General features: G+C 59.6%; 25 protein-coding genes. 1 reads left to right on the top strand and 24 read right to left on the bottom strand.

The features are described from left to right. The 10 genes from secF to AC1DA5_RS08820 form a co-directional block, all read right to left on the bottom strand. Positions 1-715, bottom strand: a 715-nt coding sequence (gene secF / locus AC1DA5_RS08865; RefSeq protein WP_480289946.1) for a protein translocase subunit SecF, incomplete at its 3' end; no start/stop codon positions are given. Further along, the gene (gene secD, locus AC1DA5_RS08860; RefSeq protein ID WP_070727299.1) at positions 712-2,553 is read right to left on the bottom strand and encodes a protein translocase subunit SecD; all 1,842 of its coding nucleotides are present in this window, start codon (positions 2,551-2,553) and stop codon (positions 712-714) included. The genes secD and secF, both read right to left, overlap by 4 nt. A gap of 46 nt (positions 2,554-2,599) precedes the next feature. Continuing rightward, complete coding sequence (locus tag AC1DA5_RS08855; RefSeq protein ID WP_070727300.1) at positions 2,600-3,058, bottom strand: preprotein translocase subunit YajC; 459 nt, start codon at positions 3,056-3,058, stop codon at positions 2,600-2,602. A 152-nt stretch (positions 3,059-3,210) separates the two neighbouring features. After that, a complete protein-coding gene (gene ruvB, locus AC1DA5_RS08850; RefSeq protein WP_058236775.1) occupies positions 3,211-4,239 on the bottom strand; it encodes a Holliday junction branch migration DNA helicase RuvB in 1,029 nt (342 codons plus the stop codon). Between the two features lies 1 nt (position 4,240). Continuing rightward, the gene (gene ruvA, locus AC1DA5_RS08845; RefSeq protein WP_058236776.1) at positions 4,241-4,834 is read right to left on the bottom strand and encodes a Holliday junction branch migration protein RuvA; all 594 of its coding nucleotides are present in this window, start codon (positions 4,832-4,834) and stop codon (positions 4,241-4,243) included. Positions 4,835-4,869: 35 nt separating this feature from the next. Then, entirely contained in the window at positions 4,870-5,499 is a 630-nt protein-coding gene (ruvC, locus tag AC1DA5_RS08840) for a crossover junction endodeoxyribonuclease RuvC (protein ID WP_058236777.1), read from the bottom strand. Then, positions 5,490-6,083 (bottom strand): pyridoxal 5'-phosphate synthase glutaminase subunit PdxT, encoded by a 594-nt coding sequence (pdxT, locus tag AC1DA5_RS08835; RefSeq protein WP_058236913.1) that lies wholly within the window; start codon positions 6,081-6,083, stop codon positions 5,490-5,492. Before pdxT ends, ruvC begins: the two co-directional genes overlap by 10 nt. Positions 6,084-6,090: 7 nt before the next feature. Next, the gene (pdxS, locus tag AC1DA5_RS08830) at positions 6,091-7,014 is read right to left on the bottom strand and encodes a pyridoxal 5'-phosphate synthase lyase subunit PdxS (protein ID WP_058236778.1); all 924 of its coding nucleotides are present in this window, start codon (positions 7,012-7,014) and stop codon (positions 6,091-6,093) included. Beyond that, entirely contained in the window at positions 7,011-7,775 is a 765-nt protein-coding gene (locus AC1DA5_RS08825; protein WP_058236779.1) for a YebC/PmpR family DNA-binding transcriptional regulator, read from the bottom strand. Before AC1DA5_RS08825 ends, pdxS begins: the two co-directional genes overlap by 4 nt. A gap of 113 nt (positions 7,776-7,888) precedes the next feature. After that, positions 7,889-8,383, bottom strand: a complete 495-nt coding sequence (locus tag AC1DA5_RS08820; protein WP_058236780.1) for a SixA phosphatase family protein — start codon at positions 8,381-8,383, stop codon at positions 7,889-7,891. Between the two features lie 35 nt (positions 8,384-8,418). On the opposite strand from AC1DA5_RS08820, the gene AC1DA5_RS08815 reads away from it, so the two are divergent. Further along, the gene (locus AC1DA5_RS08815; RefSeq protein WP_058236781.1) at positions 8,419-8,634 is read left to right on the top strand and encodes a hypothetical protein; all 216 of its coding nucleotides are present in this window, start codon (positions 8,419-8,421) and stop codon (positions 8,632-8,634) included. A gap of 26 nt (positions 8,635-8,660) precedes the next feature. On the opposite strand, the gene AC1DA5_RS08810 is transcribed toward AC1DA5_RS08815, so the two are convergent. From AC1DA5_RS08810 to pyrR, 14 genes are all read right to left on the bottom strand, one after another. Next, positions 8,661-10,271, bottom strand: coding sequence for an ABC-F family ATP-binding cassette domain-containing protein (locus AC1DA5_RS08810; RefSeq protein WP_058236782.1), 1,611 nt, complete (start codon positions 10,269-10,271; stop codon positions 8,661-8,663). 19 nt (positions 10,272-10,290) lie between these two features. Then, positions 10,291-12,288, bottom strand: a complete 1,998-nt coding sequence (locus AC1DA5_RS08805; RefSeq protein ID WP_058236783.1) for a primosomal protein N' family DNA-binding protein — start codon at positions 12,286-12,288, stop codon at positions 10,291-10,293. Between the two features lie 6 nt (positions 12,289-12,294). Further along, complete coding sequence (locus tag AC1DA5_RS08800) at positions 12,295-12,912, bottom strand: vitamin K epoxide reductase family protein (RefSeq protein WP_058236784.1); 618 nt, start codon at positions 12,910-12,912, stop codon at positions 12,295-12,297. Between the two features lie 4 nt (positions 12,913-12,916). Further along, on the bottom strand, positions 12,917-14,119 hold the full coding sequence (gene metK / locus AC1DA5_RS08795; RefSeq protein ID WP_480289942.1) for a methionine adenosyltransferase: 1,203 nt from the start codon (positions 14,117-14,119) through the stop codon (positions 12,917-12,919). Then, positions 14,116-15,336, bottom strand: a complete 1,221-nt coding sequence (gene coaBC / locus AC1DA5_RS08790) for a bifunctional phosphopantothenoylcysteine decarboxylase/phosphopantothenate--cysteine ligase CoaBC (protein WP_480289940.1) — start codon at positions 15,334-15,336, stop codon at positions 14,116-14,118. Before coaBC ends, metK begins: the two co-directional genes overlap by 4 nt. A gap of 2 nt (positions 15,337-15,338) precedes the next feature. Next, positions 15,339-15,605 (bottom strand): DNA-directed RNA polymerase subunit omega, encoded by a 267-nt coding sequence (rpoZ, locus tag AC1DA5_RS08785; protein ID WP_058236787.1) that lies wholly within the window; start codon positions 15,603-15,605, stop codon positions 15,339-15,341. 43 nt (positions 15,606-15,648) lie between these two features. Then, complete coding sequence (gene gmk / locus AC1DA5_RS08780; RefSeq protein WP_480289938.1) at positions 15,649-16,221, bottom strand: guanylate kinase; 573 nt, start codon at positions 16,219-16,221, stop codon at positions 15,649-15,651. A gap of 9 nt (positions 16,222-16,230) precedes the next feature. Further along, positions 16,231-16,542, bottom strand: coding sequence for an integration host factor, actinobacterial type (mihF, locus tag AC1DA5_RS08775; RefSeq protein WP_058236788.1), 312 nt, complete (start codon positions 16,540-16,542; stop codon positions 16,231-16,233). Between the two features lie 101 nt (positions 16,543-16,643). Beyond that, a complete protein-coding gene (gene pyrF / locus AC1DA5_RS08770; protein ID WP_070727309.1) occupies positions 16,644-17,492 on the bottom strand; it encodes an orotidine-5'-phosphate decarboxylase in 849 nt (282 codons plus the stop codon). Then, positions 17,489-20,803: a carbamoyl-phosphate synthase large subunit gene (gene carB / locus AC1DA5_RS08765; RefSeq protein ID WP_480289936.1), complete on the bottom strand. Its 3,315-nt coding sequence runs from the start codon at positions 20,801-20,803 to the stop codon at positions 17,489-17,491. The genes pyrF and carB overlap by 4 nt, the downstream gene beginning before the upstream one ends. After that, entirely contained in the window at positions 20,787-21,989 is a 1,203-nt protein-coding gene (carA, locus tag AC1DA5_RS08760; protein WP_058236791.1) for a glutamine-hydrolyzing carbamoyl-phosphate synthase small subunit, read from the bottom strand. Before carA ends, carB begins: the two co-directional genes overlap by 17 nt. Further along, positions 21,986-23,308 carry a dihydroorotase gene (locus AC1DA5_RS08755; RefSeq protein ID WP_058236792.1) on the bottom strand — a complete coding sequence of 441 codons (1,323 nt, stop codon included), beginning with the start codon at positions 23,306-23,308 and terminating at the stop codon, positions 21,986-21,988. The genes carA and AC1DA5_RS08755 overlap by 4 nt, the downstream gene beginning before the upstream one ends. Continuing rightward, the gene (locus AC1DA5_RS08750; RefSeq protein ID WP_058236793.1) at positions 23,301-24,293 is read right to left on the bottom strand and encodes an aspartate carbamoyltransferase catalytic subunit; all 993 of its coding nucleotides are present in this window, start codon (positions 24,291-24,293) and stop codon (positions 23,301-23,303) included. Before AC1DA5_RS08750 ends, AC1DA5_RS08755 begins: the two co-directional genes overlap by 8 nt. Then, the gene (gene pyrR, locus AC1DA5_RS08745) at positions 24,293-24,865 is read right to left on the bottom strand and encodes a bifunctional pyr operon transcriptional regulator/uracil phosphoribosyltransferase PyrR (protein ID WP_070727319.1); all 573 of its coding nucleotides are present in this window, start codon (positions 24,863-24,865) and stop codon (positions 24,293-24,295) included. The genes AC1DA5_RS08750 and pyrR overlap by 1 nt, the downstream gene beginning before the upstream one ends. Between the last annotated feature and the right edge of the window lie 70 nt (positions 24,866-24,935).

The raw sequence follows: 24,935 nt of genomic DNA, 5'->3' as shown, positions 1-24,935 counted from the left end.
CGAGATTGACCAGTTCGCCATATGTGTAGCGCTTCTGCTCCCACACGTTCTTCGTCAGGCCGCGCACGTTGTCGAAAACGACCACCGTGTCATACAGGGAGTATCCCAAAATGGTCAGGAAGCCAATGACGGTTGCAGGCGAGACTTCGACTCGAGTGATCGCGAAGAACGCGACGGTCAGGGCCACGTCGTGCAGCAGAGCCGTCATAGCAGAGATTGACATGGTCCACGAGCGGAAGTACACCGTCATCAAGGCGGTGATGACCGCCAGGAAGATGACCAGAGACTGCAGTGCCTTCCCGGTAACGTCTTTACCCCATGACGGGCCGATCGACGAGGACTGGACATCATCTGCGGATATATCGTATGCCTCTGCCAGCGCGTCGCGAACTTGCGCTGTCTGGTTGGGGTCCAGTGACGGTGTCTGGACGCGGATACCGTTCTGACCCAGATTCGACACGCGCACGTCGGTCACGCCCGCGGATTTGGCTGCATCATATGCAAGCTGCTGTTCACTTTGGCTAATGCCGATCATGGAGAATTGCGAACCACCGGTGAATTCGATGGATTGACGCAGTCCCAGCACTGACACGAGGAGCGCACAGACAACCAGCGTGATGCCGGCCGCGTACACGAAAATCTTGCGGTTCGGGACGATCCGATAGGATTTCTCGCCCGCATACAGGGCGTTTCCCCACTGGGCGTAACTTCTCATCGTGCTTCCTCCTGCTTAGCCGCAGCGGCTTGTTCTCGGCGCTGCTCAGCAAGCGATTTACGGGTGCCGACCGCTGTGCTCCCCGATGGCGTTGATACTGACTTCGTCTTGCGCACATCAGTGCGTGCACGCGCCGCGTAGATGGCACTGGACTTTGCACCGAGGTGTTCGGGATCCAAACCGGACAGCTTGTGGCCTTCACCGAAAAATGGGATGCGGATGAGCAGCTCCATCATCGGGTGCGTGAAGAAGAAGATCACCGCAAGGTCAACCACCGTCGTCACGCCCAATGTGAAGGCGAATCCCTGCAGGCCACCCACCGCGAGCATGTACAGCACCACGGCGGCCACGAGGTTCACCGCGTCCGAAATCATGATGGTGCGTTTGGCCCGCTCCCATCCTTCGTCGACGGCTGCCACGAGCGGGCGACCGTCACGCACCTCGTCGCGGATGCGTTCGAAGTAGACGATGAACGAGTCAGCGGTGACGCCAACTGCAACGATCAGGCCAACTACGCCAGGCAGTGAGAGGCGATATTCCATCAGCCATGACAGCAACGTGATGACCAGGTAGGTGATCACGCCCGCCATCAGGAGTGAACCGATCGAGATGATCGACAGGCCTCGGTACTGCCAGATCATGAACAGGACAACCAGGATCAGACCGATCAGACCGGCCCACAGACCCTTGGCCAGGTGATCGGATCCGAGCGTTGCAGAGATCTGCTGCTCGGACTGGACGGTGAAGTCCAATGGCAGTGAACCGAAGTTCAGCTGATTGGCCAGTGCCTTGGCACTGGTTGGCGTGAAATTACCGCTGATCTTGGCATGACCGTCAGTGATTGCTGCATTCATCGACGGTGAGGTAATCACCCTATTGTCAAGGACGACTGCGAAGCGGTTACGCGTGGGATCAGAATTCTGGAAGCCGACCAGACGAGTTGACGCTTCCTTGAATGCTTCGGTACCGACTGAGTCGAATTCGAGGCTCACAACCCACTCGCCTGTTGCCTGCCCCGTCTGGTTGTAGTCCATTGCGGCCTGGGCTGAATTCAGGTTCTCACCTTTGACATCGATCGGGCCAAGCAGGAATTTTTGGGTTCCGTCATCCGAGCACGTGGCATAAGGCTTGTCGGGATCACCGGGAGTGGTCTGGGTGCGTGCCTCAGTCGACATGCAGTCCAGGGTCAGGAAGTCGAACACGACCTGCTCGGTCATCCATGCCGAGTCCGAGTTGTTCTCCGGTGTGGTCGCCGGCTCGGTGCTCAGTTTCCCATCCTTATCCTGGTCGGCAGCCTGGCGGGCCTCATCCTCGGACATGGCCGTGGAGACAAGGGTTTGCGACTGCGGCTGGTCGGCTGCATCTCCAGACTGCGCGCTGCCGGCTCCCGACTGGCCGGAATCGCCGCTTTGAGCCGCTTCCAGTTGTTGCCTGGGTGCAACTGCGGCACCGACCTGCAGCACTGGACGGAAGTCCATCTGAGAAGATGAGCGGATCAGATTCAGCGTCTCCTCTGAGGGACGGCCAGGCAGCGAGACCACAATGTTGTTCGAACCCATTGAGGTGATTTCCGATTCGGAGACACCCGAGGCGTCCACGCGGTTACGGATAATGTTGATCGCCTCAGTGATGTCCTCATCAGTAATATTGCGGTCGTCTTCGCCTGTCGTATTCGGCGTCAGAATCAGCTGGGTTCCACCTTCGAGGTCCAGAGCCAGCTTCGGATGGAGTGTTGCACCTTGAGTTGCGCGTCCGATCAGCAGTGCTGCGATGCCGATAGCGACCACAACAAAGAGCGCGACAAGTGTGCGCACCGGGCGACGTTTCTTATTAGCCACAGTGATGGAGTCCTTGGTCAATGAAGTCGATGAATGGATGAATGAATTAGATGACGGGCGGAATATCGTCCTTGTTGCGGTTCTTGTCCCGCTTATCCTCGTCCTCAAGATCCGCTGCGAGCGTGTCGCCCTCGTTCACTGACGAGGGTGTCTCAGGTTCGATGGGATCATACCCAAGTACAGCAGGCTCATCTTCTTCCTCGGAAATGGCTTCTTCGATGTGATCAGCTGATTCCGTGGCGAAAGGTGGCTCGCCGACTTCGCGGATGACGGAACGTTCCCAGTAAGTTTCGGTGCCGTCCGACGTTTCCAGGATGACGATGTCGCCATCCTGATCCACGTAGCGTCCCCAGAACCCTACGGCGGTCTTCACCCATGCACCGGGCACCATCTGTTCGCTGATGATCCGTTGCTGTTCTTCCTGCTGTTTCGCCATTTTCTTGCGAGCGCGTGATGAGAACCAAAACATCACAATCAGCATCAACAACAGCGGCAGCCAAAGCATTAACGAGCCGGTACCTTGCACGGGGAAACCTCTTCATCCTCGACAAATCTACGTATATGACAGCACCGTGACAGTACACGGCGCCCGTTGCAGTCTACCTGTTCGTCTTCTCGATCGCGACGAACGGCGTCACTGTGCGTGCTACCTCACGTTTAAATCAGCGTGTCCTGATCGCTCGGAGGGGTCAGATTCAGGTGTGACCACGCTTTCGGTGTAGCTGCACGGCCGCGTGGGGTGCGAACAATGAACCCCTGCCTCATCAGGTACGGTTCAGTGACAGTTTCAACGGTTTCAGCTTCTTCGCCCACGGTGATAGCCAACGTGGACAGCCCCACCGGCCCTCCGCCAAAGCGCACGCACAGTGCTTCGAGGACGGCGCGATCCAGTCGGTCCAGTCCCGACTGGTCCACTTCAAACAATGCCAGTGCTTCACGCGCCGATTCCAGTGTGGGTGTTCCGTCCCCATGCACCTGCGCGTAGTCAAGTACGCGGCGCAACAGACGGTTTGCGATACGTGGCGTGCCGCGTGAACGGGAGGCGATTTCATGGGCTGCCTCATCGCTGACCGACACTCCCAGTAGCCCTGCCGACCGGTTGATGACCTGAACCAGGTCCTCTGTCTCGTAGAACTCCAGGTGCCCAGTGAAGCCGAAGCGGTCGCGCAGCGGTGCAGGCAGCAGCCCGGCACGCGTGGTCGCGCCCACCACTGTAAACGGTGGCAGCGTCAGCGGAATCGACGTGGCGCCCGGACCTTTGCCAACGACCACGTCGACACGGAAGTCTTCCATCGCCAGGTAGAGCATTTCTTCAGCGGTGCGTGCCAGGCGGTGAATCTCGTCGATAAAGAGGATGTCACCTTCCTGCAGGCCAGACAGGATCGCGGCGAGGTCGCCAGCGTGCTGGATCGCAGGTCCGGAGGTCAGGCGCAGTGAGGATCCCATCTCCTGCGCAATGATCATCGCCAGGGTTGTCTTTCCCAGTCCAGGCGGTCCGGCCAGGAGCACGTGGTCGGGTGTGACAGAGCGACCGATCGCTGCTTTCAACACCAGTTCGAGCTGTGTGCGCACGCGCGGCTGACCCACGAATTCGCTGAGGTGTTTCGGACGGAGAGCAGCTTCAGCTGCGCGCTCCAGTTCCGTCGCATCTGGCGCGACAATGCGCGGAGACAGGTCGTCGTCCATCTCATCCACGGGTGCCTCCCAGCTTGATCAGTGATGCGCGCAGAAGGTCGGATGCCCCCATCCCCTGCCCGGCAAGTGAGTTGACTGCTTTTCGGGCAATCGCCTGTGTCCAGCCGAGCTGTACCAGTGCAGCGGTGACTTCCTCGGTCACTTCATCACTGTCGGGTTCGCTGGGTACATCTTCAGCGTGTGCAGCGGGCCCCAGCTTGTTTCCAATTTCAAGGACGATCCGATCAGCAAGTTTTGGCCCCACTCCGGGGATCTTCCTGATTTGTGCGCTGTCTTTTTGGGCGAGGGCGTCGCGCAGCTGGTCGGGTGTGAGAACTGCCAACGCCGCCAGGGCGATGCGCGGTCCCACTCCGGAGACGGTGCGGATCACGGTGAACACGTCTTTCTCGTCACGCGTCGGGAAGCCGAACAAAGCGATCGCATCTTCCTTGACATCCATGACGATGTGGAGCGTGACCTCATTGCCACGGATCAGGCTGTGCGCCGTTGGTGGAGTGACCTTGACGGCCCATCCAATTCCACCGTTGACCACAGTGACTTCATCCAGGCCGATGTGCTCAACCGTTCCAGTCAGCAGTGCGATCACCGTTATTCCCCCTCGCTACGAACATCTGTTCCATCTTAGCGGCGATGCCAGCGCGGATCGACCGCACCCGTGCGGTGTTGCGTCGCCTGAGCTTCTGCCCAGATCTGCTGAGCCCGTGTCATGGTGCCCTTGGAGGAGACTTTGCCTGACAGGGACACGGTAATCTGAGAATCATCCCCCGCGCCGAGCAAGCCTGAGCCTCGCCAGGCGTGACAGATTGCAATTGCAAGGGCGTCAGCCGCGTCTGCTGGCTTCGGCGGAGTATCGAGGCGGAGGATGCGAGCCACCATGTGCTGCACCTGCGCTTTCCCGGCGGTGCCAGAACCGGTGATCGCTGCTTTGACTTCTGACGGTGTATGGACTGCCATTGGCAGACGTGCCTGCCCGACACATGACATGGCCACGCCCATCACCTGCATTGTGGTGGTTACTGACTGAAGGTTGTCCTGTGCGAAAACCCGTTCAATGGCCACCACTTCAGGCTGAAAGGTCTCAATGGTGTGCCGGATCTCCTGGGCAATGGATGCGAGGCGAAAATGGGTGGCCAGACTGGTTTTGGTTCTGGCCACGCCGACGTGAACCAGCGCCGCTGCGCGTGACGCATCAACATCCACCACTCCGATTCCGCATCGGGTGATGCCCGGGTCAATCCCCATTACGCGCATTGGTCAACCATCTGCACGAAGAGAGAATGGATCCGGTTGTCTCCCCCAATTTCAGGGTGGAATGATGTCGCAAGGCAGTGCTCGTTACGCAGTGCGACAATCGGCCCGTCAGCTTTGTTGTCGGCACGCGCCATGACGCGAACAGATTCTCCGACCGTATCGACCCATGGAGCGCGAATGAACAATGCCCGAAATGGCGTGTCAAATCCATCCACCTCCAGGTCTTCTTCATGGGAGTCGACCTGCCGGCCAAATGCGTTACGTCTGACAGTCATGTCCATTGCGCCCAATGCGATCTGGTCGCTGCGCCCGTCAAGAATAGTGCTGGCCAGCATAATCATGCCGGCACAAGTCCCCCACATCGGCATTTTCTGATCCACAGCCCCATGCAGCCCTTCGTCCATACCTGTGGCATGCATGAGGATAGACATGGCGGTTGACTCCCCACCGGGAATAACCAGGCCGTCGATCTGTGTCAACTGGTCAGGGTGGCGCACATACACAGCGCGGGCGCCGGATTCTTCCAGCGCCCGCACATGTTCTGAGATATCACCTTGAAGCGCGAGTACGCCTATGGTTCTCACGCTGGTGTCACCATCCGCGCTCAGCCAGGCGGTGATCAACCGGCAAATCGTCGACGTTGATGCCGACCATCGCTTCCCCCAGTCCGCGTGAGACTTCCGCAATGGTGTCAGGATCGTTGTAAGCCGCTGTTGCGCGCACAATCGCGCTCGCGCGCTTAGCCGGATCACCGGACTTGAAGATACCGGATCCAACGAAGACACCCTCGGCACCCAGCTGCATCATCATCGCGGCATCCGCAGGAGTGGCGATGCCGCCGGCGGTGAACAGGACGACAGGCAGGCGGCCTTCTCGTGCCACCTCTGCGACCAGTTCATACGGTGCCTGCAGTTCTTTCGCTGCCACATACAGCTCGTCTTCTGGCAGCGACGTCAGGTGCTGAATCTGGTCACGGATCTTGCGCATATGCGTCGTCGCGTTCGACACGTCACCGGTGCCGGCCTCGCCTTTGGAGCGGATCATGGCCGCGCCTTCACTGATGCGGCGCAGAGCCTCACCCAGGTTGGTCGCACCGCACACGAACGGCACGGTGAACTTCCACTTGTCAATGTGGTGCGAGTAGTCAGCCGGGGTCAGCACCTCGGATTCGTCAATGTAATCGACGCCGAGGGACTGGAGCACCTGCGCTTCCACGAAGTGTCCGATGCGGGCTTTGGCCATGACGGGGATGGAGACGGCGTCAATGATGCCGTCGATCAGATCCGGGTCTGACATGCGGGCCACGCCGCCCTGGGCGCGGATATCCGCGGGGACGCGTTCGAGTGCCATGACGGCCACGGCACCGGCGTCTTCAGCAACCTTCGCCTGCTCAGGGGTGACGACGTCCATAATGACGCCGCCTTTGAGCATTTGCGCCATTCCACGCTTGACGCGGTCAGTTCCGACCTGGCGTCCTTCGTCGGTGGGTGTGGCAGCAGAGGGATTTTCGCTCATTCCTCCTCCTGTTCGAGTTGAGCGCGAACTTCATCGCTCAGTGACATGTTGTGGTAGACGTTCTGCACGTCATCAGAATCTTCGAGGGCGTCCACCACACGCATAACCTTGGTGGCACCTTCAACGTCGAGTTCCACCTGTGTCGAGGCAACGAACTGCGCCTCAGCAGAGTTGTAGTCAATTCCTGCATCCTGCAGCGCGGTGCGCACCGCGACCACCTCGGTCGGCTCACAGGAAATGACGAAGACGTCTCCTTGCTGGGCGACATCTTCGGCACCTGCATCGAGTACGGCTTCCATGATGGAATCCTCATCCACACCGTCGGCCTCCGGCACCTCGACGATTCCGCGACGGGAAAAGAGGTAGGACACCGAGCCGGGGTCAGCCAGGTTGCCACCGGAACGGGTAAATGCCAGGCGTACATCTGATGCCGCGCGGTTGCGGTTATCGGTCAGACATTCGACCAGAATCGCAACACCTGCGGGACCGTAGCCTTCGTACATGATGGTTTCGTACTCAGCGCCACCGGCTTCTGCACCGGAGCCACGCTTGACAGCGCGATCAATGTTGTCGGCCGGAACGGAGTTCTTCTTCGCCTTCTGGATGGCGTCATACAGCGTGGGATTACCTGCGGGATCTCCTCCACCTGTGCGGGCTGCCACCTCAATGTTCTTGACGAGCCTGGCGAAGAGTTTTCCACGCTTGGCGTCGATGGCTGCTTTCTTATGCTTTGTGGTTGCCCACTTGGAGTGTCCGGACATGAATTCTCCCCTTGGGTATGGTCTAGTACGCGTATAGTGTAGCGCCCTGATCCCAGTACGGGCGCCTGGTGCACAGTATGAGAACCGTTGAGGTAAGTGTTTTCACACTTTCGTCACGCTGGTTCGCGAAAAACTTCCATTTCGCACGAGTTCTCGGCCAGCTGCGACCAATTGCCCTCGAAAGTGAGGACGACGGCGGTACCCGTGGGAACACCCCAACGGACTTTTTCCTTACAGGATCGGCGTGCCCCCAGCGATGCCGCCATTGCTGAAATAGCTGGCTCGTGGCCGACCATCATGACTGAGGTGACTGACGCGGGCAGGCTCCGCGCCTTGTCGAGCAGACTGTCAGCGCCGGCCAGATACAGTTCGTCATCAACTGAGGTGGTGCGCACCTCGATCGACGTGTGGAGCTGCACCGCCGTTTCCTGTGTACGCACGGCGGGCGATGTCAGTGACAGATCAACGTGGTCAATCAGGCGTGAGACTCGTCGTCCCAGTCGCCGAGCCTGCTCAACACCTTCTGGAGTCAGCGGCCTTTGACGGTCACCGGAGCTGCTCGAACCGGCAGCAGCGTGACGTACCAGGATAAGCGTTCGTGTCGTCATAGTATCTACAATAGCGAGGATCGAGGAGGGATTGGATGGCACTGGCACCCGGGCCAGAGGATTTGGCGTGTTCAGCACGCGGATGCAGCCGTAAGGCTGAGGTTGCAATCATCTGGTCAAATCCGGCCATTCACACTGGCCGATCCAAGACATGGCTGGCGTGTCGTGATCATCGCGACTCGCTCCAGCAATACCTGGCCTACCGAGATTTTCCCACCCGTGTCATCCCAATTAACGAGGTCGACTCTTAGCGTCCGACCACGTTAACCTGCAGTTTCTAGGTAAGTGTGACCAGGTCCAGGTACGACTCATCCCACAGATCCTCATCGGCGTCAGGCAGCACCAGCACGCGGTCCGGGTTGAGCGCCTCGACCGCGCCGGGATCGTGCGTGACCAGGACGACGGCGCCCTCATAGGTGCGCAGCGCGTTGAGAATCTCCTCGCGAGAGGCTGGATCAAGGTTGTTCGTCGGCTCATCCAACAGCAGCACATTTGCTGCAGAGACGACCAGCGTCGCAAGGGCCAGGCGCGTCTTCTCTCCGCCGGATAGTACGCGCGCCGGCTTATCGATGTCGTCCTCGCCAAACAGGAACTGCCCCAGCACGTTGCGAACGTGCGTGGTGTCCAGGTCAGGAGCTGCGTGCGCCATGTTGTCATACACTGTGGCGTCCATGTCCAGGAAGTCGTGTTCCTGGGCGTAGTAGCCAAGTTTGAGGCCATGCCCACTGATGACTTGCCCCAGATCAGGCTCTTCCACGCCGGCCAGCAGGCGCAGCAGCGTCGTCTTACCAGCACCGTTCAGACCCAGGATCACCACACGCGAGCCGCGGTCAATTGCCAGATCCACACCAGTGAAAACTTCCAACGAGCCGTAGGATTTCGACAGGCCCTCTCCTGACAGTGGCACGCGTCCGCATGGCGCAGGTTCGGGGAAACGCAAACGCGCAACCTTTTCATGCTGGATTTCCTGACCAGCCTGCTCAACCAGTTCATCGGCGCGGCGCAGCATCTGCTGTGCCGCAACAGCCTTCGTTGCCTTCGCGCGCATCTTTTCGCCCTGCGCACGCAGCTGTTCAGCTTTCTTGAGCGCGTTGGCGCGTTCGCGGCGGTGACGGCGTTCATCCTCGTCGCGTTGACGCAGGTAGGCAGACCATCCGAGGTGGTAGACATCCAGTGCCGTGCGGTTCGCGTCCAGATAGAACACGGAGTTGACCGTGTCATCCAGCAATTTGACGTCGTGGCTGATCACCATGAATCCGCCGGAGTATGCGCGCAGCCAATCGCGCAGCCACAGGATTGAATCGTGATCAAGGTGGTTGGTCGGCTCATCCAGCAGCAAAATATCAGCCTCTGAGAAAAGCACCCGAGCCAGTTCGACGCGGCGTCGCTGACCACCGGACAACGTGTCGAGGCTTTGCTCCAACACGCGATCGTCTAATCCCAGTGAATGAGCGATCTGCGATGCCTGAGCATTGGCAGCCCACCCTCCGGCATTCGTGAAACGCTGGTCGAGCTTGACGTAACGCTCCATCGCCCGCTGTTGGCGCTCCCCTTCCAGGGTGGACATTTCATGCTCAGCTTTGCGGATCTTCTCTATGAGGGTGTCGATACCTCGAACGGAGATGATGCGCTCACGCCCCGTCATCTTCTGGTCGCCAATATGGGTGTCCTGTGCCAGGTATCCGATGGTGCCGCTGCGACGCACGTGCCCAGTAAACTCAGCGGCACCGTGATCGCTCTCCCCTGCTAAGAGGCGCATCATAGTGGTCTTGCCGGCACCGTTTCTGCCAACCAAACCGATACGCATCCCGCGGTCAATCCTGAAGGTGGCGTTCGAGATCAGTACGCGTGCACCGATCCGAAGCGAAAAGTCCTGCACAGAAATCACCTATCGAGTCTAAGCGGTGTCAGAACAACTCGGGAGGATTGACTTCCATTCTCACAGGTGCCAGCTTGTGGGCTGAGCGGTGCTGCCGCACCTGTGTCAGCTGGTCAAGCAGCGTATTTGTGTGCGAAATCGGCGTGCGGACAAGAGTGCGGATGTGCTGGTCGGGCTCATGTTCCGGCATAGCGAGGGAGAGCTGGGCACTATCAGCTGCACGACGTGTGGGCGCCTGTTCGATCGGAACTGTGCCGAGCAGCTCCGCATCTGAAAGACTTGCCACAATCGCGTGAACGTCAGGTGCAGGCCCGTCGAGGGCAACGATTGTCGTAAAGGGGAAGAATCCTACAGAACGACGTTCTGCCAGCTGATCGGCAGCAACTCTGACCGGATCCCACCGCACGAGGGCCTGACCCAGTGTCGGATCTGACAGACCGACAACGATGGCAGGGTGTGCGGGCGCTACACGTGACAATGCTCCGAACCAGCGGCGCATGGCTTCCTCGTATGCCCACAGTTCAGGGCGTGCGGCTGTTGTATCGGCATCGAGGATAACGGCTGCCTCATAACCGCCATCGAGGGTAGGTTCTGCGCCGGGTGTTGCCACCACGATTCGTGAATCCGTCGGACGCAGTGTGTCGATCCGATGGTCTGCAGAAGAGACCACTAGTGGCAATCCCGGTAAAGCTCGAGCCAGTTCCTCTGCCGTGCGTTCAGAGCCGATCTGGCGTGCGCGCACCGCGTGCGCTGCGCAATGCGGGCACGTGAACGCCGACGCATCCCACTGACACCATTGGCACACAATCTGGCGATCGCCTCGCATCGCCAATGGGCCGTGGCATCTTTGACATCGCGCCGTCCGATGACACTGTGCGCAAGCAATAACCGGCACATAGCCGCGTCGTGGCACCTGAATCAGGACATGCCCGCTCTGCGCACTTTCCCGGATAAAGCGCTGTACGCTGGTCGGAATATTACCTGCCGATGGGCCTTCCCTGGCCGCGTCAAAGTCATCGAGGACACGTACGCGCGGCGCATGTTCGCGCAGCGCGTGGCGCAGCGGTGTGAGCGGCACTGCCCATGAGGAATTGACCAGCATATGCGATTTCACCGACCGTGCCAGGCTTGCGCTGAGCAGGTCGACCCCTTCCAGGTGGGCACGCGCGATCGCAACATCGAGCGCGCTTGCGCGTGGAGACCGCTCCTCGGTTAAACGGTCATCACCGTCATCCCACACGATGATTGCTCCCAGATCCTTCACTGGTGTCCACACAGCTGATCGTGTTCCCACCAGGATGGTCAGTTCTCCGGCTAGTGCGCGCAGATGAACGGCAAATCGATGAGCTGCCGAATCATCCGACCCGACCGTCTCAACACAGTCGGTACCGACGATCAGGGCGATCTGCGCAGCGATTCGATCCACCTGTTCACGCGTGGCGGCCACCACGATGACAGGGGCGCGCGCCGAGCGGATTGCCACAACGGTTGCCAGCTGGCGTATCCAGTCATGAGGCACGACCTGCCAGACGATCCGCCCTGGCGCAGTCGGGTCCCCCTCGTACCACGACAGGAATTCCGTATCCATTGAGATTGGCGAGGGCGCCGCGCAGTCTCGGTGTGCAGCGAGGACGTTTTTTTCACTGCGTGCATGCCGCGCCGGGATCGCCAGTGAGAGCACCTGTGAGGTGGTCGCCAGATGTTTATGCGCAATGTAGCGCGCCAGTGTCAGCGTGGATTCGTTGAGCACCGGAGTGCGTGAAACAACGGACTGGATGGGTGACAGGGCGCGGTGCTGCGGTACGGTCTCCCGACCCACAACCCACCCTCGTTGGCGTGTACCGGCCAATGCAACGCGCACGGTGCAACCGACAGTTACTGCAGAGTCAAGTTCGGGTGGGACGGCGTAGTCAAGCGGATGATCGAGGTGCGCCAAGTCGACGTCGACCAGAACGTGCGCGACAGTCAGTGGGTCACGGAAATCCTCACGTGGCGGTGGTTCGAAGCCCGGCAGGTATGACTCCATTGCGTCTCACGCAATGAGCTCCGGGCCGTACTTAAGGACGATCAGTGCGGCGATGATGACAAGGATACCGCCCGTGATCCACCAGTCCGTGCCCGAGGCTATGAGGGAGCGAATGCTGGCACTTGAGGGCAGCGTTTCGCGGACCAGGCAGATACGCGTCATGGTGGCGAAGATCAGCAGTGATGACACGAACACCACCAGGCACCACGGGCACAATACCTGGATGACAACGTAGGACTGGTAGAACAGCCATAGTGCGCTCGCCAGACCGCCGGCGGCGAGGACTTCCGCACCGATGAGGAACAGACGTGACAGGCGCGAGCCGCTGAGAAGGGCGCATGCGATAGTGAACACCGCTGCGCCAAAGGCGATTCCGAAAAATGCGTTGGGGAATCCCAGGACGCGGGCCTGCGGTGTCAATGCGACTGCCGAGCATGACAGTGCATCGCTGACATCGCATCCGAAGCGGCTGTTCTGGTCACCTGCAAGGATCCAGGCTTCCACGGACAGGACGAATGAGGCGATCAGGGCTAGAGCCGACATAATGGCCAGCACCACGGCGCTTCGCATCATCCACGCACGCGAGGGAGCATGGTCGAGATCGAAATCGTCCTGGTCCGCCATAGTCTTAGCCTTTCAGTGCTGCGCGCAGATCCTCTATGCGGGTCACGTCTTCCCACGGGAATCCCGGTCGCCCGAAGTGGCCGTACACTGAGGTCTCCTTGTAGATCGGGCGCAAGAGATCGAGGTCCTCGATCATACCTGCTGGGCGCAGGTCGAACACGTCGGTGATTGCGCGCGCGATGGTCGCATCGTCTACCTGCCCCGTATCGAAGGTGTCGACGTACAGACCTACCGGGTGTGCGCGGCCGATGGCGTAAGCCACCTGAACTTCGCAGCGTTTCGCGATGCCTGTTGCAACGATGTGCTTGGCAATCCAGCGCAGCGTGTAGGAAGCTGAGCGGTCAACTTTCGATGGATCCTTACCTGAGAACGCGCCACCTCCGTGCCGCGCCATTCCGCCGTAAGTATCGACGATGATCTTGCGTCCGGTCAGGCCTGCGTCGGCAGCTGGTCCGCCGTACACGAACCGTCCCGATGGATTCACGAGGATTTCGGCGTCTTTCCAGGACACGTTGAGACCTGATTCGTCCAGCACTGGTTCGATGACATGGCGGCGCACTTGCCGAGTCAGGTCTGCCAATGTGAGTGCCTCGTCGTGCTGGGTGGACACAACGATCGTCTCGATACTGACGGGCGTGTGGTTCTCGTCGTATCCGAAGGTCACCTGCGTCTTGCCATCAGGGCGCAGACCGTCGATGGTGCCGTCGTGTCGAACCTGTGCGAGGCGATGAGACAGCTTGTGTGCCGTCCAGATCGGGGCAGGCATCAGATCCGGTGTCTCATCGGATGCATATCCAAACATGAGGCCTTGGTCGCCGGCGCCCTGAAGTTCGCGAGGGTCAGCTGTATCAGCCCCTTCACGTGCTTCAAGAGAACGTTCCACTCCCCCGGCAATGTCCGGGCTCTGCTGGCCGATCGACACGGAGACACCGCAAGAGGCGCCGTCGAATCCAATTCGCGACGAGGTGTATCCGATGCGGCAGATTTCCTCGCGAACGATCTGCGGAATTTCCACGTAGGCGCGGTCCGTGGTTACTTCACCCATGACATGCACCTGGCCGGTGGTGGCGAAAACCTCGATCGCGGCACGTGCATGTAGGTCTTGTTCGAGCAATGCATCAAGGATTGAATCCGCGATGCGGTCACAGACTTTGTCTGGATGACCTTCAGTTACTGATTCCGAAGTAAAAAGTCGAAGCGATGTCACCGGGTTATCTTACCTATCCTCTGTGCGACCTCATCGATGATGCCGGCCGCAATTGTTACCTTCGATCCGCTGACTGTTTTCACGGGCTGTCCCTCGCGATCAACCAGCACGACCTGAGATTCCACGTCACCGAATCCCTGTCCGTTCCCTACGGCGTTAATAGCCAGCAGGTCGGCTGCCTTTCGCCGAGCTTTGTCGGCACCACGCTCGAGCACAACCTGAGGCGAGCCGGTTTCGGCGGCAAAGCCGACAAGCACCGGTGGACGCTGGGGCGAGTGGGCAACCGACGCCAGAATGTCGGTGGTGCGTTCAAGCTCGATGGCAGGCGCATCCTGAGTCGACGGATCTTTCTTGATCTTGTCGTCGGCAACGTGGATGGGTCTGAAATCTGCCACCGCAGCTGCCATGATCGCAATGTCCGTTGTCGCGATGCGGTCAGTGACTGCCTGATACATCTCAGCGGCTGTCGGGGCCGGGATGACGGTAATTCCGTGCGGAATCAGGTGATCGTCGATGTTGGCGGCAACCAGGGTCACGTCTGCCCCGCGTCGACGCGCTTCAGCTGCCAATGCGCATCCTTGCCGGCCGGATGAGCGATTGCCAATAAAACGGACGGGATCGATCGGTTCCTGGGTACCGCCAGCCGTAATGAGGACGCTGCGCCCGGCAAGGTCCCCCTCGTGCGGCTCGAGAGCTTCAAGGACGCGTTCCGTGATGATGAGCGGATCAGGCAGACGGCCTGTGCCGCTGTCTCCTGAGCTCAGCGGACCGTCATCCGGTTCGATAATGATCATGCCACGCGTGCGCAGTGTCTGGATGTTGTCCTGAGTTGCGGCGTTAGTCCACATCGCACTGTGCATGGCGGGTGCCAGAATGACAGGCGTATCGCGATGCGCAGCCAGCACAACGGTGGTGAGCAGATCGTTTGCCATGCCCGCTGCCAGGCGCGCAATGAGATCTGCCGTGGCAGGTGCAATCACAATGGCCTGCGCGTGGCGGGCAATCTCGACGTGCTCGGTTGCTCCACCGTCAAATACGCTGGTTGTGACGGCCTGCCCACTGAGCGCATGCCACGTGGTATCACCGACAAAGTGGGTGGCCGCCTGAGTGGGGATGACTCTCACTGCATAATCGTGGTGCTGGAGTTCGCGTACTACGCGGGTCACCTTGTACGCAGCAATGCCGCCGCCAACTCCGACGACGACCAGTGGTTTCACGGTTAGGCCTCAGGCGCAGATTCGAGCGTCAGCTTGCCTTCATTGATTTCGCGTAGTGCGATTGACAGCGGTTTATCGTCGGGGTCACTTTCCACTACGGGTCCGACGAACTGCACCATGTTCTGCTCGAGTTGGAGCTGGTAGGTGTTGATCTGCCGGGCGCGCTTTGCCGCGAAGATCACCAGCGCATACTTGGAGTCGACGTGGTTCAGAAGGTCGTCGATCGGCGGGTTGGTGATGCCTTCAGGCTGGGCAACAATTCCGGACATGGGACCTCTTCTCATGTAAATCTGGCTAATTAGCTTGTCCAGTCTACTCCAGCCCCATCAAGACGGCTAGGTCCGTCACGGCCTGGTCAAGGTCGTCATTGATCACAATTACGTCGAATTCGTGAGCTGCGTCAAGTTCGGCTCGCGCGGTGGTCAGGCGCCGCTCCTGCTCCTCGAGCGTTTCGGTGCCGCGTTCAGTGAGGCGTCGTTTCAGTTCGTCCCACGAGGGAGGCGCCAGGAAGATGAAATGCGCTTGAGGCATGGAAGCACGAACCTGTCGTGCGCCTGCCACGTCAATTTCGAGAAGAACGCTCTTTCCTTCTGACAGCCATTGTTCAACCGGCTTGCGGGGAGTGCCATATCGATGTGCGCCGTGTACCAATGCCCATTCGAGCATCTGTCCGTCATTGACCAGGCGATCGAATTCGTCGTCGCTCACAAAGAAGTAGTGCGTGCCATTGATTTCACCTGGGCGCGGTGCACGGGTGGTGGCTGATACGGACAGTGCGATCTCGGGATGGCGGCTCAGGAGGGAGTGCACAACGGTTCCCTTACCGACCGCCGTCGGCCCAACCAGAACAGTAAGACGGGGCTCATGAAGTTTCATGAGCCCCATCTTGCCACGTCATCCGAATTTCTTGAGTAATTCTTCCCGTTGAACAGGTCCGAGACCTCGCACACGTCGAGTGGGAGCAATACCGATGTCTGCCATCAACTTTGCAGCGGTATTGGTTCCAACGCGCGGAAGAGACTCCAGTAGGGACGTCACCTTCATCTTTGCGACTGCCTCATCAGACTCAGCCAAGTCAAAAACTTCACTCAATGTCATGGATCGAGACTTCAGCGCGGTTTTAATTTCAGCACGCCTGCGCCTCGCCTGCGTGGCTTTCTCCAGTGCAGCTGATCGCTGTTCCGGAGTGAGTTTAGGTAGTGCCACGCCGCTCACCTCCCTTAATTGTGACATGTGTTACTCACGCTTTAAGTATGGCCCCAAAGCGCCACTTACGAGGGAATTCGAGGCGTGTCATCAACTCCGTGTCACTGGAACCTCAAAGAGTCACAGATCTCCTTCACGGCACCAACCAAACGGTCTTTTTCCGGACCGCAGCGTAAGATCTGCCTGGACGAAGACGCCAGCACTCGATCGACAGCACGTCCAAAAACATCTCTGACCTGTTCCGATCCGGCACCCTGCGCGCCAACTCCTGGAGACAGGATTGGACCTGTGAAATCCTCAATGTTGATGTGCAGGTCGGTTAACGCCGACTGAATCGTTGCTCCAATCACCAAACCAAACGGACCAATGTGTTGGAAATCACATTTTGTGTTGAGGGTGTTGACCTCGCTGATGATAAGCCCTGCAACGCTGTGAGCATTGTCCACCGTCGCATGCTGAATGCCGTGACCATCGGGATTCGATGTCAGGGCCAGTGTGAACACACCATGTCCGGATTGTTGTGCCTGCTCGTAGGCAGGTGCCAGCGCTCCGACACCCAGATACGGACTGACGGTCAGTGCATCGCCGGCAAGCGGTGACCCCTCCCCCAGATATGCTGCCGCATACGCATCCATCGTGGATCCGATGTCACCACGCTTCGCATCCACAATGCATACCGCATCCGTGTCGCCGCAGCGGGCGATCACTTCTTCCAGGACAGCTACGCCGGCAGAGCCGTACTGCTCGAACAGTGCACTTTGGGGTTTAAAGGCAGCAACATGATCGCCCAGGGCATCAACAACCCGCATCGAAAATTCGCGCATACCCTGCGCGCTGCGTTCCAGCCCCCACTGATCAAGCAGCGCCGGATGGGGATCAATGCCCACACACAGCGGGCCTCGCTGGCGCATCAGATCCCACAGACGATCACCAAAACCTGCTGTGCTCACTTGTCTTCACCGCTCTCGTTTCCATGCGCACGCAACTCATCCCATCGCTGAAGTGAACACACGTCATATGTGCCACCCAAGCGCACGTCGATTGCCTGAACAGCGGCACTGAATGCCTGCAGCGTCGTGATGATCGTGCGGTTGTTTGCGGTTGCCCCTGCTCGAATCATGAAGCCATCCTGGCGATGCGCCGAACGCTGGGGCGTGTTCACCACCATGTCGACAAATCCGTCACGAATCAGGTCAATAATGGTCGGTTCCCCGTCGGGGCCAGGACCGTCAGAACCCTTGCGCACAATGTGCGCATCCACGCCGTTGCGCCTCAGAACTGAGGCAGTGCCTTCCGTTGCCAAGATGTGGAAACCCAATTCAGCCAGACGCACGACCGGCAGAATCATGGCACGCTTATCACCGTCAGCAACCGAAATAAACACTGTGCCATCCGTTGGCAACTCGCCGTACGCGCCAGTTTGAGACTTGGCGTAGGCTGCCGGGAAACGCCAGTCAATTCCCATCACTTCACCGGTCGACCGCATCTCCGGACCCAGAATTGTGTCCACTACCCCGCCGTCAGCGCGGCGGAATCGTGAGAACGGCAATACCGCTTCCTTCACGGCAATGGGAGCATTCATATTGATGATCCGAGAGTCAACAGCGGGCAGGACACCCTCGTCGACGAGCTGCTGGATCGATGCGCCGATCTGGATGCGGGCTGCCGCCTGCGCCAGCGGAACGCCTGTCGCCTTCGATGCAAACGGCACCGTACGCGAGGCACGCGGGTTGGCCTCGATCACGTACAGAACGTTCGACATGAGCGCGAACTGGACGTTGATCAGGCCGCGCACTCCGATCTGGCTGGCGAGTGCTTCCGTCGAAGCTGTAATGCGGGCAACTTCCCGCTCCGACAGTGACATGGGTGGCAGCACACACGCCGAATCGCCCGAGTGGACGCCCGCTTCCTCGATGTGTTCCATCACTGCGCCCATGAACAACTCGGTGCCGTCGTAGAGCGCATCAACGTCAATTTCAATGGCGTCGTCAAGGAACCGATCGATCAGGAGCGGACCTGAGGTGAACAGCTCGTCAATGTCGGGGCGGTCGAGGTAGGCGCGCAGGGCGTCCGCATCGTTAATGACCGCCATTCCGCGCCCGCCAAGCACGAACGAGGGGCGCACCAGGACCGGGTATCCAACCGCCTGCGCCACACCCAAAGCCTGCGCCGGCGTGTGCGCAATATCGTGGGCAGGTGCGGGCAGCTCCACCTCGCTGAGAATATGACCAAAGGCTTCGCGATCCTCCGCCAGCGCAATCGACGAGGGTGTAGTTCCCAGAATCGGCACACCTGCCGCTTCTAAGTCGGAGGCCAGTGACAGTGGCGTTTGTCCACCCAGCTGGACCAACACACCCTTAACGGGACCAGCCTCGCATTCTGCCCGGTAGATTTCAATGACGTCTTCCAGGGTCAGCGGCTCGAAATAGAGACGATCTGAGATGTCATAATCGGTCGACACAGTCTCTGGGTTGCAGTTGACCATAATCGTGTCGTAGGTATCCTGCAGTGCGAATGCTGCGTGCACACACGAGTAATCGAACTCAAGACCCTGACCAATTCGGTTCGGCCCAGCACCCAGAATCATCACTGCTTCGCGACTGCGTGGAGTAACTTCCGTTTCCTCATCGTAGGAGGAGTAATGGTACGGGGTGCGTGCCGCGAATTCGGCTGCGCACGTGTCGACTGTCTTGAACACCGGGTGGATGTTGAAGGCGTGGCGAACCTGGCGCACAGTTTCTTCGGTCAGGCTACGCAATACCGCGATCTGTCGATCCGAAAAGCCGTGCCGCTTGGCCGCGGTGAGCACGTCCGGAGTCAGCGCCGGCGCGTTCCTGACGCTGCGGGCGACCTCGTTGATCAGCATGATCTGGTCGATGAACCACGGGTCAATGCCGGTTGCTTCGCATACCTGTTCCAGGGTTGCACCCCCGCGCAGGGCTTGTTGGACCTGAACGAATCGGTGCTCGGTCGGGGTGGCGATGCGGGTGAGCAGGTCCTCGACATCTGCCGGTGTTGGATCGGCGCCGTCCCAGTGGAACTGCACGCCCGTCTTGTCGAGGGACCGTAGCGCCTTATTGAGGGCTTCGGTGAAGTTGCGCCCAATCGCCATTGCTTCGCCCACGGCCTTCATGGATGTCGTCAGCGTCTCATCGGCTTCAGGGAACTTCTCGAAAGTGAATCGTGGAACCTTCACCACCACGTAGTCCAACGTCGGTTCAAACGAGGCCGGCGTGGAGCCTGTAATGTCGTTGCGAATCTCATCGAGGGTGAAGCCAGTGGCCAAACGTGCCGCGATCTTCGCGATCGGGAAACCGGTTGCCTTGGAGGCCAGAGCTGAAGAGCGTGACACGCGCGGATTCATCTCGATGACGATGATGCGCCCGCTCTGCGGGTGCACAGCGAACTGAATGTTGCAGCCACCCGTATCCACGCCGACTTCACGGATCACGGCGATCGCAATATCGCGCAGCCGCTGGAGTTCACGGTCGGTCAGGGTCAGAGCCGGAGCAACCGTGATCGAATCGCCGGTATGCACGCCCACAGGGTCAACATTTTCAATCGAACAGACAACCACCACGTTATCGGCGGCGTCGCGCATCAGTTCCAGCTCGTATTCTTTCCATCCCAGGATGGACTCTTCCAGCAGAACTTCGGTGGTCATGGACGCTTCGAGGCCTGCGCCAGCGATGCGGTCAAGGTCGTCGGGTGTGAACGCAATACCCGAACCCAGACCGCCCATGGTGAACGAGGGACGCACTACCAGCGGATAGCCGAGCTCTTCGGCAGCAGCATGGCAATCTTCCAGCGTGTGCGCAATGGTTGAGCGTGCAACTTCAGCTCCGCAGCGCGCCACGATTTCCTTGAACGTCTCACGGTTTTCACCAGCCTGGATCGCCTCGATGGAGGCGCCGATCAGTTCAACGCCGTAATGCTCGAGTACGCCTCTTTCTGCCAGTTCAACGGCGAGGTTGAGGGCGGTCTGGCCACCCAGGGTGGGCAGTAACGCATCGGGTCGTTCCTTTTCAATGATGGAGGTGACCACTTCGCAGGTCAACGGTTCCACATATGTCGCATCCGCCATCGCCGGATCGGTCATGATGGTTGCGGGGTTCGAGTTAACGAGGATGACCCGCAGGCCCTCTTCTTTCAGGACACGGCAGGCCTGCGTCCCGGAGTAGTCAAATTCGCATGCCTGACCGATGACGATCGGGCCTGAACCAATGACGAGGACGGATTTCAGATCAGTGCGCTGAGGCATCGGAAGCATCCTCCTTATCGTGGCTCAGCATGGAAAGAAACTGGTCGAAGAGGTGTTCCCCATCGTGGGGACCGGCCGCCGCCTCGGGGTGGAACTGGACGGAGAATGCTGGAATGTCGAGGGCGCGTATGCCTTCCACCACTCGATCATTGAGGTCAATGTGGCTGACCTCAACTCGTCCGTACCGTCCCTTGTCGAAGGGAGCAACTACCGGCTCACCGACTGGCACGTCCACGGCGAAACCGTGGTTGTGAGAGGTAATCTCCACTCGTCCGCTGCGCTCATCGCGCACTGGCTGGTTGACCCCCCGGTGACCAAATTCCAGCTTGTAAGTGCCAAATCCCAGAGCTCGGCCGAAAAGCTGATGGCCAAAGCAGATGCCAAAGAAGGGAATCCCCTGGTCCAAGATGGCGCGGAGCACACCAATCTGGTGCTCGGCGGTTGAGGGGTCACCCGGACCGTTGGAGAAGAATACGCCGTCAGGTTCGAGTTCGAGGATCTCACCGGCGGTGATGTTCTGGGGCACGACGTAGACGTCAACACCCCGTGCTGCGAGCTGCTCGGGTGTACGTGATTTGATGCCCAGATCCACTGCCACGACGCGTTTGTGATTGTCGGCTCCGTCTTCTGCTGCCGGCACCACGTACGTGTGCGACGTTGACACCGCCTGTGAAAGCGATGAACCGGCCATGTGAGGCTGGTCCTGCACGATGCGTACCAGTGACTCACACACATACTCGCTCATGTACTCGGCACCTGCAGGCAGCGCGGTGCCGGAGAAGATCCCCCCGCGCATCGCACCGTGAGAGCGGATGTGGCGTGTAATGGCTCGCGTGTCGACATCTGCGATTCCGACGATGTCCTGGCGGATCAGTTCTTCTTCCAACTCTCCTGAGGCACGCCAGTTGGACGCGCGACGGGCCGGGTCACGCACCACGAATCCGGCGACCCAGATCTGTGAGGATTCGGAGTCCTCCGAATTGACGCCGGTATTGCCGATATGTGGGCTGGTCATGACGACAATCTGCTGATGATAGGACGGATCCGTCAATGTTTCCTGGTACCCCGTCATTGACGTGGCGAAGACGACTTCACCCAGCGTGCGGCCACGCGCTCCCCACGCACGTCCACGGAAAATGCGCCCATCTTCGAGGACGAGCAAGGCCAGATCATCGTGTGTGGTCATTGTGCGGTCCCTTCTGCCGCCAAAGCACCGTCACGGACGGTGACCTTCCCGTTGAAGATCGTATGAATGATCCGACCTGTGACATCCATTCCGTCATACGGCGTGTTGACGGAGCGTGAATGCAAGTCAGAGCGGTTGACGCGCACACGCACGGTCGGATCGACCAGCGTGATATTCGCGGGGTTACCGACGGTGAGAGACAGCCCCTGATGGTCAACCAAGCCGATGCGCGCCGGGGTGCGTGACAGGACGCGGGCCACGTCGTGCCAGTCCATCAGTCCGGGCTTCACCATCGTTTCGATAATGATGGGCAGCGCCGTTTCCAGTCCAAGCATGCCGAATGCGCCGGCTTGCCATTCGCAGTCTTTTTCTTCCATGTTGTGCGGCGCATGATCCGTTGCGACGATGTCAATCGTGCCGTCGGCCAGGCCTTCACGCACCGCGTCCACATCTTCTCGTGAGCGCAGCGGCGGGTTGACTTTATAGATCGGATCGTAGGTGGCAGCCAGGTCCTCCGTCAGGAACAGGTGGTGCGGGGTCGCTTCGGCTGTCACATTGACACCCATGCGCTTACCCCAGCGGATCAGTTCCACCGATCCTTTGGTCGACACGTGACACACATGCAGGCGAGATCCCACGTGCTGAGCCAGCAGAATATCGCGCGCAATCACGGACTCTTCTGCCACTGCAGGCCAGCCGGGCATGCCCAGTTCACCGGACAGTTCTGACTCATTCATCTGGGAGCCCTCGGTCAGTCCAGGATCCTGCGCGTGCTGGGCGACTACTCCCCCAAAGGACTTGACGTATTCGAGAGCGCGGCGCATGAGCACCGGGTCCGACACGCACTTGCCGTCATCTGAAAAGACACGAACCTGAGCGCGCGAGTTCGCCATCGCGCCCAGTGCGGCCATGTGTTTGCCTTCAAGACCTTTCGTGACGGCGCCGACGGGGCGTACCTCGGTCAATCCGATTTCCTGGCCCATCCACCAGATCTGTTCAACTGCCGATGCTGTGTCGGCTACGGGTAACGTGTTCGCCATGGCGTGCACGCAGGTGAAGCCGCCTGCCGCCGCAGCGCGGGAGGCTGATTCGACGGTTTCGGCGTCTTGTTTGCCTGGCTGACGCAGGTGCGTGTGGAGGTCTACCAGTCCGGGCAGTGCAATGAGCCCGTCTGCATCCAGCGTGTGTGCGTGGGCGCCATCGACGCGAGCCTGGTCGCCCTCGGCAATGATGACTCCGTCTTCGATGAGCAGGTCGGTCTGACCGTCTCCTTCGATGTTGAGTCCGGTGATGAGCAGTTGAGTGGGGTGATCAGTCACGGTGGGTTCCTTCCGGGGCAAGCAGCATGTACAGAGCCGCCATACGGACGCTCACGCCATTGGCAACTTGTTCAACAACAACGGATCGCGGCGAATCGGCCGCTTCTGCGCAGATTTCGAGGCCGCGGTTCATGGGGCCGGGGTGCATGATGATGCAGTGGTCGCTCAGACGCGCATAGCGGTGCACGTCCAGGCCGTAGGCATCGTGATATTCACCCGGTGACGGGAAGAATCCTCCACCGGCACCGCTCATGCGTTCACGCTGGACGCGCAACATCATGAGCGCATCGGGAGCCTCGTCGATCGCATGATCAAGATCGTAGTCAATGTCGCAGGCCCACTGCTCCACACCCATCGGCAGCAATGTGGGCGGTGCCACCAGGGTCACGTGCGCACCCAGCAGGCTCAGCAGGTCAACGTTGGAACGCGCCACACGCGAATGCAGAACATCGCCCACGATTGTCACGCGTGCGCCCGCCAGATCCGTGCCCGCAGGAACAGGGTTGACGGACGGGTCGCTCACGTCACGCTTGAAGTGGCGACGCAGCGTCATCGCATCGAGCAGCGCCTGGGTGGGATGCTGGTGAGTGCCATCGCCTGCGTTGATGACGGGCAGGTCGATCCAGCCCGCGTGAGCGAGGCGGTGAGCCGCGCCCGATGAGGGGTGCCGGATCACGACGGCATCTGCGCCCATTGCCTGCAGCGTCAAGGCCGTATCTTTGAGGGTTTCACCTTTGGCGACCGATGATCCTTTGGACTGGAAGGTGATGACATCGGCGGACAGGCGTTTCGCAGCCGTCTCAAACGACCAGCGTGTGCGCGTGGAGTCTTCGAAGAACAGGTCAACGACGGTGCGTCCCAACAGTGTCGGCAATTTCTTGACTCGCTGGGACTGCGTGGCCGCCATTGCTTCGGCAGTGTCGAGGATGTCGATGGCATCTTCGCGGGTCAGGTCGCGAATACTGAGCAGGTGCGAGAAAGTCATCAGCTGTGTCCTCCCAGAATGACGGCGTCTTTCCCATCGGTTTCAGTCAGGAGAATCTTGACTGTTTCCTCACGCGAGGTCGGCAGGTTCTTGCCGACAAAGTCGGGGCGGATTGGCAGCTCACGGTGTCCGCGATCGACGAGGATGGCCAGTTGTACAGAATCTGCACGTCCCAGTGATCCAAGGGCATCCAGCGCCGCTTTGATCGTGCGTCCGGTATACAGCACGTCATCGACGAGGACAACCACGCGCGCATCGATCCCGCCGGCAGGGATACTGCTCGGGTGGGGTGTGCGGATGGGATGACGATGGAGGTCATCGCGGAACATGGTGGTGTCAATGATCGCCAGATCGGCTTGCTCGCCAGAGACTTCCTTGATCCGTTCAATGAGGCGGCGGGCGAGGTATTCACCGCGTGTAGGAATTCCCGCAATGACAAGGCCACGTGCACCCTTGTTGCGTTCGATGATCTCGTAGGCGATTCGGGTCAGGGAACGAGCGATGTCATCACCTCCCAGGACTTCTTTGCCCCGGGCATCTCGCTCGGTTGATTGTGGATATGACTGGCCCACAGTGGACCTCCCTTCCCCGCCTCACAGGACGGACCTTAAAGGTTGATCGTTCCGGTTTTTAGAGTACCGC

The organism is Pauljensenia sp. C0254C2, from assembly GCF_056583835.1.
This window is presented reverse-complemented; position numbering and strand designations above follow the sequence as displayed.

Coding starts and splice junctions, on each gene's coding strand:
- AC1DA5_RS08855 (WP_070727300.1), bottom strand. CDS start 3,058: ATGCTTTGGCTGCCGCTGTTGTTGATGCTGATTGTGATGTTTTGGTTC.
- ruvB (WP_058236775.1), bottom strand. CDS start 4,239: ATGGACGACGACCTGTCTCCGCGCATTGTCGCGCCAGATGCGACGGAA.
- ruvC (WP_058236777.1), bottom strand. CDS start 5,499: ATGCGCGTAATGGGGATTGACCCGGGCATCACCCGATGCGGAATCGGA.
- pdxS (WP_058236778.1), bottom strand. CDS start 7,014: ATGAGCGAAAATCCCTCTGCTGCCACACCCACCGACGAAGGACGCCAG.
- AC1DA5_RS08825 (WP_058236779.1), bottom strand. CDS start 7,775: ATGTCCGGACACTCCAAGTGGGCAACCACAAAGCATAAGAAAGCAGCC.
- AC1DA5_RS08820 (WP_058236780.1), bottom strand. CDS start 8,383: ATGACGACACGAACGCTTATCCTGGTACGTCACGCTGCTGCCGGTTCG.
- AC1DA5_RS08815 (WP_058236781.1), top strand. CDS start 8,419: ATGGCACTGGCACCCGGGCCAGAGGATTTGGCGTGTTCAGCACGCGGA.
- AC1DA5_RS08805 (WP_058236783.1), bottom strand. CDS start 12,288: ATGGAGTCATACCTGCCGGGCTTCGAACCACCGCCACGTGAGGATTTC.
- AC1DA5_RS08800 (WP_058236784.1), bottom strand. CDS start 12,912: ATGGCGGACCAGGACGATTTCGATCTCGACCATGCTCCCTCGCGTGCG.
- rpoZ (WP_058236787.1), bottom strand. CDS start 15,605: ATGTCCGGAATTGTTGCCCAGCCTGAAGGCATCACCAACCCGCCGATC.
- gmk (WP_480289938.1), bottom strand. CDS start 16,221: ATGGGGCTCATGAAACTTCATGAGCCCCGTCTTACTGTTCTGGTTGGG.
- carB (WP_480289936.1), bottom strand. CDS start 20,803: ATGCCTCAGCGCACTGATCTGAAATCCGTCCTCGTCATTGGTTCAGGC.
- carA (WP_058236791.1), bottom strand. CDS start 21,989: ATGACCACACACGATGATCTGGCCTTGCTCGTCCTCGAAGATGGGCGC.
- AC1DA5_RS08750 (WP_058236793.1), bottom strand. CDS start 24,293: ATGACTTTCTCGCACCTGCTCAGTATTCGCGACCTGACCCGCGAAGAT.